At 47.1% G+C, this 11,799-nt stretch carries 6 protein-coding genes; 3 read left to right on the top strand and 3 right to left on the bottom strand.

Annotated features, from left to right (window positions below; all coding sequences use genetic code 11):
* Positions 1-117: 117 nt before the first annotated feature.
* The 3 genes from RIG66_RS08710 (at position 118) to RIG66_RS08700 (ending at position 8,559) form a co-directional block, all read left to right on the top strand.
* On the top strand, positions 118-3,609 hold the full coding sequence (locus RIG66_RS08710; RefSeq protein WP_446377120.1) for a tetratricopeptide repeat protein: 3,492 nt from the start codon (positions 118-120) through the stop codon (positions 3,607-3,609).
* Between the two features lie 173 nt (positions 3,610-3,782).
* On the top strand, positions 3,783-5,960 hold the full coding sequence (locus RIG66_RS08705; RefSeq protein WP_446377118.1) for a caspase family protein: 2,178 nt from the start codon (positions 3,783-3,785) through the stop codon (positions 5,958-5,960).
* 280 nt (positions 5,961-6,240) lie between these two features.
* On the top strand, positions 6,241-8,559 hold the full coding sequence (locus RIG66_RS08700) for a CHAT domain-containing protein (RefSeq protein ID WP_446377116.1): 2,319 nt from the start codon (positions 6,241-6,243) through the stop codon (positions 8,557-8,559).
* Positions 8,560-8,707: 148 nt separating this feature from the next.
* Here RIG66_RS08700 and RIG66_RS08695 read toward each other — a convergent pair whose 3' ends face one another.
* From RIG66_RS08695 to RIG66_RS08685, 3 genes are all read right to left on the bottom strand, one after another.
* On the bottom strand, positions 8,708-9,067 hold the full coding sequence (locus tag RIG66_RS08695; protein ID WP_446377114.1) for a four helix bundle protein: 360 nt from the start codon (positions 9,065-9,067) through the stop codon (positions 8,708-8,710).
* Positions 9,068-9,154: 87 nt separating this feature from the next.
* Positions 9,155-11,401: a glycoside hydrolase gene (locus RIG66_RS08690; RefSeq protein ID WP_446377112.1), complete on the bottom strand. Its 2,247-nt coding sequence runs from the start codon at positions 11,399-11,401 to the stop codon at positions 9,155-9,157.
* Between the two features lie 102 nt (positions 11,402-11,503).
* On the bottom strand, positions 11,504-11,758 hold the full coding sequence (locus RIG66_RS08685) for a NifU family protein (RefSeq protein WP_446343276.1): 255 nt from the start codon (positions 11,756-11,758) through the stop codon (positions 11,504-11,506).
* Between the last annotated feature and the right edge of the window lie 41 nt (positions 11,759-11,799).

The following is an 11,799-nucleotide window of genomic DNA, read 5'->3' as shown; positions in this document are numbered from 1 at the left end:
TCCCTAGCCCAAAGATATATTTGAGTAGGTAATTATCTTATACACTCAGGTTGGATTGTTCGGGCTATGGGATTGAAACGATTTTTCTGGATTGCATCTAGCACTGTGCTACTTATCATGTTGCAATCTTTTTGGTTAAATTTTCCGGTGACGTTTAGGGAATCTGAAGTGGTGGCGCAAACATCAGATGCCCGGAAAGCTGAAGCAGACCAACGGTTTCAGCAAGGGATTGAGCAGTCGGAGACCAGTCAATTTGAGGCAGCATTACAGTCTTGGCAACAGGCACTGATTATCTACCGGGAAATTAAAGACCGTCAAGGCGAGGTACGGACACTGCGAAATCTTGGTTTAGTCTACCGTAACCTGGGAGACTACCCGAAAGCGATAGAGCATTTTCAGCAATCTTTGGCAATCGCACGCCAAATTCAAGACCGTCAAGGCGAGATCTGGATACTGCGTTTTCTCGGTAAGGCTTACCAAGATCTGCGAGACTACGCCAAAGCGATAGAGTACTTTCAGCAGTCTTTGGTAATTGCACGGGAAATTGAAAACTTCCAATTGGAAACTATAGTGCGATACGATCTTGCAGAGGCGCAAAGTGAAAGCAATCCTCGCATAGCAGAAGCCGTTCGCCTTCAGAACCAAGGTCAGCAGCAGTATCAGACCAATCAAATTGAAGCTGCATTACAATCTTGGCAACAAGCACTGAATATTTACCAGCAGACAAAAGAACGTCAAGGCGAAGGATTGATACTGCGCGATCTCGGTAATGCTTACGATTCTCTAGGAGACTACGCTCGATCAATTGATCGATCAATTGAGTATCACCAGCAGTATTTGGCAGTTGCTAGGGAGACAGAAGACCGTCTAAGCGAGGGATTTGCGCTGTTGTATCTCAAGAATGCTTACGCTAATCAAGGCATTCAACAATTTCAGAACAGCCAATTTGAAGCAGCTATACAGTCTTGGCAACAGGCACTGAGTATCGATCAGGAGATAAAAAATGGTCAAGACAAGGGATGGACATCAGAAAATCTCGGTCTTGTTGTCACCCTAAGCGTAAGCGAGGGTCAGGTATTAGGAAATCTCGGTTTTGCTTACCTTAATTTGGGAGACTACGCTAAAGCGATTGATTACTCTCAACAAAGCTTAACAATTGCACGCGCCAATGGAGACTCTCAAATTGAGGGCCAGGTATTAGGAAATCTCGGTGTTATATACCTTAATCAGGGAGACTACCCAAAAGCAATTGATTACTCCCAGCAGAGCTTGACAATTGCACGCCAAATTCAAGACCCTCAAGTTGAGGGGAGGGCACTGTTAAATCTTGGTGCTGGTTATCTTAACCAAGGAGACTACCCGAAAGCGATTGATTACTCCCAGCAGAGCTTGGCAGTTGCACGGGAAATTCAAGATCCTCCAATTGAGGGTCAGGCACTAGGAAATCTGGGTATGGCTCATTTTTACCAGGGAGACTATCCGAAAGCGATTGATTACTCTCAGCGACATTTGAAAATTGCCCACGAAATTCAAGATCGTCAAGGTGAGGGGAGGGCACTGTTAAATCTTGGTGCTGCCTACCTGAACTTGGGAAGCTATTCGCAAGTAATTGAGTACTCTCAGCAGAGCTTGGCAATTGCACGGGAAATTCAAGACTCTCAAATTGAAGGAAGGGCACTGGGAGGTATTGGTCTAGCCTACCTGCACATAGGAGACTATCCAAAAGCAATTGAGTACTTCCAGCAGCACTTAGAAATTGCTCGTCAAATTCAAGAGCGTAAAAGTGAGAGTGTAGCAATAGGAAATATCGGTGCCGCTTACCTAGGCTTGAGAGATTTCTCAAAAGCGATTGATTACTTCCAGCAACAATTGACGATTACACGCCAAATTCAAGACCGTCAAGGTGAGGGTACAGCACTAGGAAATCTCAGTATTTCTTACCGTAATCAGGGGGACTACTTAAAAGCAATTGATTACTCTCAGCAGAGCTTGGCAATTGCACGCCAGATTCAAGACCATCAAGGTGAGGGGATAACACTGGGTGGTATTGGACTCGCCTACCTGAACCTAGGAGACTATCCGAAAGCGATCGATTACTTCCAGCAGACTTTGGCAATCGCACGCGAAATTAAAGACTCTCAATCTGAGGGGAGGACACTGAATAATCTAGGACTTGCTTTCTACGGTCAGGGTAATCTCACTTCAGCAGAGAGTACTCTATTTGAGGGTATTAAAGTTCTAGAATCTCTCCGGGGTGGATTAGATGATAATCAGAAAGTTTCGATTTTTGATACGCAACTCAACACTTACTTGAGTTTACAAAGAGTTCTCATTGCTCGGAATAAAACTAATGAAGCTTTGGAAATTTCAGAGCGAGGGAGGACGCAAGCCTTTGTCGAATTATTAAGAAGGAGGTTATCTCCGCTCTCAGAGACACCACCGCCTATCAAGCATTTCCAGCTTAATGATATTAAAAAAGTTGCTCAACAGCAAAACACTACACTTGTTGAATATTCACTTGTTTCACCGGACGCACTTTACATTTGGGTTATTTCACCCAAGGGCAAAGTCACGTTTCGCCAGGTCGATCTCAAATTGCCAGGAACGACTACAGATAGTTCGCCTCTACAAATACTCGTTACCGAAACACTTGAATCTTTGGGAGTCGGCGAAGATCGCAACGGTATTTTTGAGGTAACTCTCACAACTTCTGCCCCCGATCCTCAACGCCAAACTAAATCCTTAACGCAACTTCATCAACTTCTCATCCAACCCATTGCTGACCTTTTACCCAGTAACTCAGAAGAGCGGGTCATTTTTATTCCTCATCAAGACCTATTCCGCGTTCCCTTCCCGGCGTTAATGGACTCAGACGGTAAGTATTTAGTCGAAAAGCATACTATTCTTACCGCTCCCTCAATTCAAGCCTTGGAACTTACACGGGAACAAAGACAACGGATAGGGACACGCAGCGATGCGGTGCCAGGAAACAATGCTCTGATTGTGGGCAATCCTAGCCCCATGCCTTCTGGATTTTCTCTTCTCAAAGGTGCGGAAAAAGAAGCTTTTGCTGTAGCTAAACTGCTGAATACCGAGCCGCTCATTGGCTCCCAAGCCACCGAACCTGCCATTATGCAAAAGTTACCCAATGCCCGAATCATTCATTTAGCAACCCACGGCACTTTTAACGAGCAGCAGCCCCTGCTCGGTGGTATAGCACTTGCCTCAACAGGTAACGAACCCCACAATGACGGACTGCTTACCGCCGAAGAAATCTTTGCACTCAACGAAGCAGGCAAACTAACTCTAAATGCCGAATTATTAATCTTGAGTGCCTGTAACACCGGACGCGGACGCATCACGGGTGATGGTGTCATTGGCTTATCTCGCTCATTTATTTCTGCTGGTGTCCCCAGCGTGCTTGTCTCACTTTGGTCTGTTCCCGACGCTCCCACAGCCGAATTGATGACCGAATTTTATGCCAATTTCTACGAAAAGAATCTCGATAAAGCCCAATCCTTGCGAATGGCGATGCTGGCGATGATGGAAAAACACCACGACAATCCCAGAGCTTGGGCAGCGTTTACTTTAATTGGGGAGGCAGAATGACCATGTAATTGAAAATTTAGGGGAATCTATAGCGAACAGATTTGATTCGCGAACCCTCCTCACCCCAATCCCGCTCCCTCGGTGGGAGAGGGGAGCAAGAAATTTACATGAATGATTTATCTTAGCTATACAGGAATTGGCATTAGCAACTAAGCGTTTGTAATCCCAAAATTATGGCTCGTATTTCTCGCCGTCATTTCTTGCAATTTGCTGGCTCAACTCTAGCCAGTTTGGTATTAAGTCAGTGGGATATTGTCAACAAAAGTAATCGCTATGCTAAAGTTCTCGCCCAAGATACTCCACGCAAGTTGGCGCTGTTAGTCGGAATTAATCAGTATCCCAATAGCGATCGCTTCGGCAATTTAGCAGGCTGTGTCACAGATGTAGACTTGCAAGAATACCTGCTGATTCACCGTTGTGGTTTCCATCCCCATGATATTATCCGCTTAACAAGTGATGAAACTCCGGACAAGCAACCGACTCGCCAGATAATCTTAACTGCGTTTGAAGAACATTTAATTAAACAAGCCAAACCCGGAGATGTCGTTGTTTTCCATTTTTCCGGACACGGTTCCCGATTGTACGACCCAAATTCCCTCTCAAATTGCCCCAACCCACTCGTCAGCGATGAATTTAATAGCACGTTAGTCCCGGCGGATGACGGGCAAAATGGCATCGCCCTAGACATCATGGGACGCACTTTATTTCTATTGATGTCGGCGTTAAAGACTGAAAATGTTACGGCAGTGCTGGATAGTTGTTACTCTGGCGGCGGTACTCGCGGGAACTTTCGTGTGCGTTCCGTTTCCGGGAATGGATTTCAACCTAGTCCGGAAGAAATTGCCTATCAAGAACGCTGGATGGAACGCTTGCAACTTTCTGAAACGGAACTGCTGCGTCAGCGCTGTGAGGGAGTGGCGAAAGGGGTTATTGTTGCTTCCGCGCAACGCCATCAAGAAGCCTTGGATGCTTATTTAGGTGACTTTTATGCGGGGGCATTTACCTACCTGATGACGCAGTATCTCTGGCAGGAAACGGATACGGTAGGGAATGCTATTGCCAAGATTGCTCACAACATAAAGTCCCTTTCTCGTCAAGTGCCGTTAGCGGATGGCGATCGCAATCGTCCCATCTACTTTTTTAACCGACAAGTGCCTCCTGCGGATGCTGTCATTACCCAAGTTAAGGGTGACGAGGCGACGTTATGGCTGGGGGGAGTTGGGAAAGAAAGTTTGGAAGCCTTCCAACCGGGTGCTACATTTGCAATGGCAAACGATGGGGGACGGACGTCTGGCAAGCTAGAGTTGCGATCCCGTGACGGTTTGAGGGGGGAAGTCAAGTTGGTGGAACGGGGGGGAGTAAGGGCGTTGGAACCGGGAATGCTGCTGCAAGAATACAGTCGCGTTATTCCGGCGAATCTCACCCTCCGCCTCGGTGTCGATCCGTCACTTTCGGGTGAGATTAATCTACTACAAAATGCGATCGCGGCTCTGCCTCGGACGGAAATTATTCCCGCACAACCGGGAAACGTTCCCTACCCTGGGGGCGTGCAATATATCCTCAGTCGCGTGAGTGCCGATTCTCGTCGGGAATTGCAACGGGATGGGGTTGCTAATCGTCCGGCTGTGGGTAGTATTGGTTTATTTACGGAAGCCTTTGTCCCAGTAGCGCGATCGTTTGGTGAGGTGGGAGAAACGGTTACTGGTGCGATCGAACGTCTCGAACCCAAACTAAAATCGTTTTTAGCTACCTATATTATTAAAAAAACGCTCAACGCACGGGCTTCTCAACTGAACGTAGAAGTGTCGATGCATTTGGTAGAAGAACCGGAACGGGTACTTGCCAGAACGACGACGGGGCGGGAGCAAGCTAGTCAAGAGTCAGTCTATCCCAACCGCTTACCCAAAAAAAAGCTGTTTCAGTTTCGCGTCACGAACCAGGAAAGCGAACCTCTGTATCTGACAACGCTGTTGATTGACTCAACTGGTGGGTTAGTGGTAGTGTTTCCCTATCTTTATCCCACGTCTAATGAAGGGATGCGATTAGATCCAGGGCGCACTTTAACGATTGGCGATCCGAAGCAATTGAGGTTACAGGCGAGGGAAAGTGGAAGGGCTGAAGCGTTGGTAATTGCTAGCCGCACGCCGATGGAAAGGGCGGTTAAAACCTTGGTATCGTTAGCGCAAGAGTTGAATCGGAGTGAGGGGGCGTTGGCGTTGAGGGAACCTGTTGAGGTAGTTGGGGATTTGTTGGCGGATTTGAGTGAGGAACGCAGTATTGCGGTTGTGAGAGCGAGGCATATCAGTACGGCGGAGATTGCGACGTTGTCCATTACATTTGAGGTGAGCTGAGAGGATGTTTGAGAAGTCTAAAATGTCATGCTGAACGGAGCGATAGCGTAGTGAAGCATCTCGAACCGCAACGCTACACAGAGATTCTTCGCTCCACTTCGTTGCGCTCAGAATGACAAATGACACTTTTCAAACACCCTCTGAGCGAGTGTGGAGAGTTCGCATACAATTGAGCATTCGTCTCTCGATAAGTTGAGTGATTTTTTTGCATAACCTTCTCCGTAGGGGAGATATGTACGAGCAGTTTGCTAACCCATTAATTTAATAGAGAAAGTTGTCTATGTATCGTCATTTATACCGTCTTAGTGTTGTTACTGCCTCCTTACTCATTGGGGTGAGTTGTCCGTTACCAGGGGTGGGGAATAGTGGGGGAAGTGGTGCGGTTTTGGCGCAGGCGCAGACAAGAGAAGAACGGAATGACGAGGCGTTTCGCCTGTACCAAGTAGGAGTTCAGCAGTATCAGCAAGGTCAGTTTCGAGAAGCTTTGGAGACGTTTCAAACTGCTTTTGTTATTTTCAGAGAAACTGGAGAGCGCCAAGGTGAAGGTGCAACGCTCAACTATATCGGGGCAGTTTACCTCAACCTGGGACAATACCCACAAGCGTTGGAGTATTTTCAACAAGCCTTAGCCATTCGCACTGAAATTAGTGATAAGGCAGGAGAAGGTAGTACGCTCAACAATATTGGGGCAGTTTACAACGACCTGGGAGAGTACCCACGAGCGTTGGAGTATTTTCAACAAGCCTTAGCCATTCGCACTGAAATTGGTAACAAGGCAGGAGAAGGTAGTACGCTCAACAATATTGGGGCAGTTTACAACGACCTGGGAGAGTACCCACAAGCGTTGGAGAATTATCAACAAGCTTTAGCCATTGCCCAAGACATTGGCGATAGGGCAGGAGAAGGTAGTACGCTCAACAATATTGGGACAGTTTACCACAGCCTGGGAGAGTACCCACAAGCGTTGGAGTCTTTTCAACAAGCTTTAGCCATTGCTCAAGACATTGGTAACAAGGCAGGAGAAGGTAGTAAGCTCAACAATATTGGGGCAGTTTACAACGACCTGGGAGAGTACCCACAAGCGTTGGAGAATTATCAACAAGCTTTAGCCATTCGCACTGAAATTGGTGATAAGAGAGGAGAAGGTACAACGCTCAACAATATTGGGTTAGTTTACAATGCTCAAGGTAACTATTCCCAAGCCGAAACTACCTTATTCGCAGCTATTGAGGCTCTGGAGTCACTGAGACAACGAGACTTAAAAGATGACCAGAAAATCTCCATTTTTGAACAGCAAGATCACACCTATCGCTTTCTACAACAAGCCTTAGTCGCACAGAATAAATTTGACAAAGCCTTAGAAATTTCCGAACGCAGTCGTGGACGTGCTTTGGTAGAGTTATTAGACTCCAAGCTCTCACAAAACTCCAGTAATCAAGCTAATATAAAACCCCCAACCCTTCCAGAAATTAAGCAAATTGCCCAAAAACAAAAAGCCACACTGGTTCAGTATTCCACCATGGGGGATGAAGCTATCTACATCTGGGTTATCAAACCCACAGGTGAAACTGCCTTTAAGCAAGTAGACCTAAAATCCCTCGATACATCCCTACAAGACCTCGTTACCACCAGCCGTGACAACATTGGTGTCAGAAGTCGCAGTCTCTTTGATGTAACCGTCGTCAATCCCCAATCCGAAAACTCAACCGAAAAATTACGGCAACTCCATCAAATCCTCATTGCACCGATTACCGACTTGCTACCCAAAGACCCCAACGAGCGAGTCATCTTCATCCCGCAAGACTCCCTCTTTCTCGTTCCCTTCCCCGCTCTGCAAGACGAACAAAGCAAATACTTAGTAGAAAAACATACCATCCTCACCGCACCTGCAATCCAAGTTCTCGACTTAACCCGCAAGCAGAAGCACAACACTCAAAACTCAACTGGAGATGTCCTAGTTGTCGGCAATCCTACCATGCCCAAAATCGAAATTGGGGAATTAGTTGCCAACTTAACTCCTCTCCCCGGTGCAGAAAGAGAAGCGAATCAAATTGCCGACTTCTTCAACACCGAAGCCCTCACAGGTAGCCAAGCCACCAAAGCAACAGTGATGGAGAAAATGCAGCAGGCACGCATCATTCATCTAGCCACCCACGGCTTACTCCACGATTTTAAAGGCTTTGGGGTACCGGGTGCTATAGCCCTCGCCCCTAACCCCCCTTCCTCCCTTAGTAAGGGGGGACAAGAGGAGGGTGATGTCGTTGATGGTTTACTCACCGCAGGGGAAATCTTCGACATGAAACTCTCTGCCGATTTAGTCGTCCTCAGCGCTTGCGACACCGGACGCGGCGACATAAAAGGCGATGGTGTCATTGGCTTATCTCGCTCTTTAATTTCTGCCGGAGTTCCCAGTATCCTGGTATCTCTGTGGGCAGTTAATGATGAGTCCACAGCCTTTTTAATGACAGAATTTTACCGCAATTTACAACAAAATCCTGACAAAGCCGTTGCCCTACGTCAGGCAATGCTGACAACAATGAAACAATATCCTAATCCTAAACAATGGGCAGCGTTTACCCTCATCGGTGAGGCTGAGTAATCAGCATAGAAGCGAACCCTTGGAACGAAACTCAACGCCATCGTTAGCCTGTTGGGTAACGCTTACGCTCTACCCAACCTACAAGAGCATTTTGTGTAAAACTGCTCAAGGATAGCGTCTTTCCTAATCTAAACTCTTCTATTGCCGTTCAAAAATTTCCATAGAAGTTTTGGATAAAAGACTCCAACAATTCTTTCACCTCAACCACGCCACTGACTAAACTATCATAATCCGTGGCACTCAGCAATTCCAACTCATAACATAGCAGCAGATAATATTCCACCTCAATCGCCGAATCCCGCGCCAGCCGCAGGAAGCTGAGTCTGTCCTCCGCCTCCTCGCGATCGCACCCCTGAGCAATTTTAATCGGAATCCCTGCACAAGCCAGACGAATCTGTTGAGTTAACCCCAGTAATTCCTCTTCTGGAAACCCTTTAGTCACCTGATAAACGTCAACCGTTAACTCGTGGGCTTTATTCCATTCTTTCAACTTGCGAAAATCCGTCATCTTTCAAATTCTCCTTTCTTCATCAATTGGCTAAATTGTTCATCATTCATAGCCACAAAAACCATGAACAATGAACAATCAACCCATTTACGGCACCTGTAACCCCACCAATTTATCTTCTGGGATATAACTACGGAAAATGCCATTATCCGTAGAAACCATCACCAACTGCAGCAGATAATCCGGTTCCACCTGCAAATCTGCCCAGGGTACAGCCACCTCTAAACATTGCTTCAGCGCAACTTGAGCGCGACTGTTGCGGGGATGCCAGTGATAGTATTCTCCGGCTTCTTCTAACCAAGTCGAACCCGTTAACAAATTAATCCCTAAGTGGTGGTGAAACAAATAGTTCACCGGGGCAGTATCAGGAACCTCTGCTAAAGGGGCTGGGCTATTGTGAACCGTGCGATTCGGATAAAACCATAATAAATGCAATTCCGGGGGGATATCCTGACCAATTTGAATCCCTGCCTGAAAATCCAATCGCAGGTAAAAATTCAGGTGATCCAACCCATACCATAACCGCTGGATCAGACTACTGCGGTGCATTGTTCCCCGTGCGCCACCGACATCAATTCGACCCGCTTTATCCCAATCTTGCTCATCGCCAAAGCCATCAATCACTGGATGAATAAAACTCAGGGGTCGATGATCACCTTTCGATTCGTAGGTATCCAGAGGTTGCTTGAGACTCGCTGGAATCGGTTCATTTAATGCCTGATAAATCCCAGTCAAATGTTCTCGGAATAACTGGTCAAAAATAGCATCTTGGTTGGATGAATGACCCTCACCAAACCACCAGAACCAATCTGATCCTTCCGCTGCATACAAGGCTTCCCAGACTTCCGGATTGTTGTCTGGTGTGGCTTCGGGATGATTGGCTAAGGTTTGCCGCGCTTGAGTAAGTAAATCCCAAGCCCGATTTTTAACCGGATCACCAATCCAAGTGGTAAAGCTACCATCCACCCATGATCCACTATGGAGTCGGTCTGCTGGAAGTGTGGCGGTGGGGGGAAATTGATCCAGAAATTCCGACACCGTAACCAATTTTATCTGCGGATGGGCAGAGAGTTTTTCATACAGCGAAGTGAGGAAAGGAATCCCATCTTTTTGGTAAAATTCCCAGCAATTCTCCCCATCCAAAGCAATGGTTACCAGCCACGGTTGATCTAATCCAGTCCCTCCCTCTTGCTGTCGGCGTTTAATCGAACGGGAAATCGCTTCTAAGTGACTGACAAAATCCGTTGACGCCTGCTTGGGTTCCATTGACCCGTAGGAAAAGCCAATTAAATCCGATAAGCGGTGATCCCGAAAGACAATTGCCAAGTTCCCCTGGGGTGTCTCTAAGCGATAGGGGCGATAGAGTAACGTGGGTTCCATCAGGGTTCCCGTTTCATCCCGGTGGAAAAAGTGCTGCACTGTCCATCCTAATACAGCCTCATCGGAACAAATCCACTTAAATCCCGCCTCAGCGATATAGGGTAGAATGGCTGGACTCACTGACTGTTCTGAGGGCCACAAGCCGCGTGGCGTCCGCCCAAATCGTTCTTCATACATCTGCCATGCTTTTTGCAGGTGACGGGGAATATCTTCTTCCCAGCGGAAACGCTGTAGGGGTAAGGTCATATCCGGAATCGCCACTTGTCCGGAATGAGTATCAGCGAGTAAGGGTAAAATCGGGTGAGTATAGGGCGTTGTGGTCACTTCTAGCTGACCCGCCTCCTGCATCTGGCGATGTTGAGGGATAATCCGCTTGAGGATATCTCGTTGTTTAGAATAAATCCGTTGGCGATCGCTTAATGTAAAGTTTCGTCCTTTTTCCAACCAAGCGGCAATTTCTGGATCATCCCAAAATATTGGGTCAATCCACGCCAAATTATGCCATGCCAGTAAATCGCTGAAATCCTGATGCGTCCAATGATCTGCACACCAAGTTTTCCCCTTTTCTTGCCGCATCTCGTATAACTCAGCATATCGAGGATGGGGGTCAATCAAGGTGCGGTGATTGGCATCGAAAAAATGCTCAACGATAAACTGTCGTTGATCCAGCTTAAGTTGATCGGTTGGCGTCAGAGTCAACTCCAGATAGGGGTCAAAGGCTGTCCCCGCCATGTAATCTTCCAACTGCAAAATCAGCGATGGCACCAAGTTAACGGTTTGATGCAACTTGGGATAGCGCTCTAACAATAGCACTAAATCCAAATAATCTTTCGTCCCATGCAGCCGCGCCCAAGGGAGGCGATACCGCCCATTTGAGCCGGACACGCTGTTGCGACTTTTATAGAGAGGTTGATGCTGATGCCAGATAAAGGCGACGTATAAGGGATGACTCATCGTTAATAGTAAACGTTAAGGGTCTAGAGCTTAGGTGTGAAGAGGGGGTTCTCTCACTTTATAACTCTTAACCCTTAACGCCAAACTAAAAACGAAGAATAATTACATTACTTGTTCAACTTCCACGATTTCCGGGATAAATTCCCGTAAGCGGCGCTCAATCCCCATTTTCAGGGTCATGGCAGAACTGGGACAAGAGCCACAAGCACCTTGTAGCCGCAGTTTCACAATCGGACCGTCGATTTCCACTAAATCAACGTTACCGCCATCCGCCATCAGGTAAGGACGCAATTCATCAAGGACGGCTTCGACGTTTTCCGAGGTTAATGCTAAGGGGGGAGATAGTGTTTGAGCCATAATTCACCGAGTTTGACAGCACAACTAAGTCAATCCTAGCG

It is taken from the genome of Coleofasciculus sp. E2-BRE-01 (assembly GCF_040221695.1).
Taxonomy (GTDB): Bacteria; Cyanobacteriota; Cyanobacteriia; order Cyanobacteriales; family Coleofasciculaceae; genus Coleofasciculus.
Note: the sequence above shows the minus strand (reverse complement) of the source record. Positions and strands in the feature narration are given on the sequence as shown.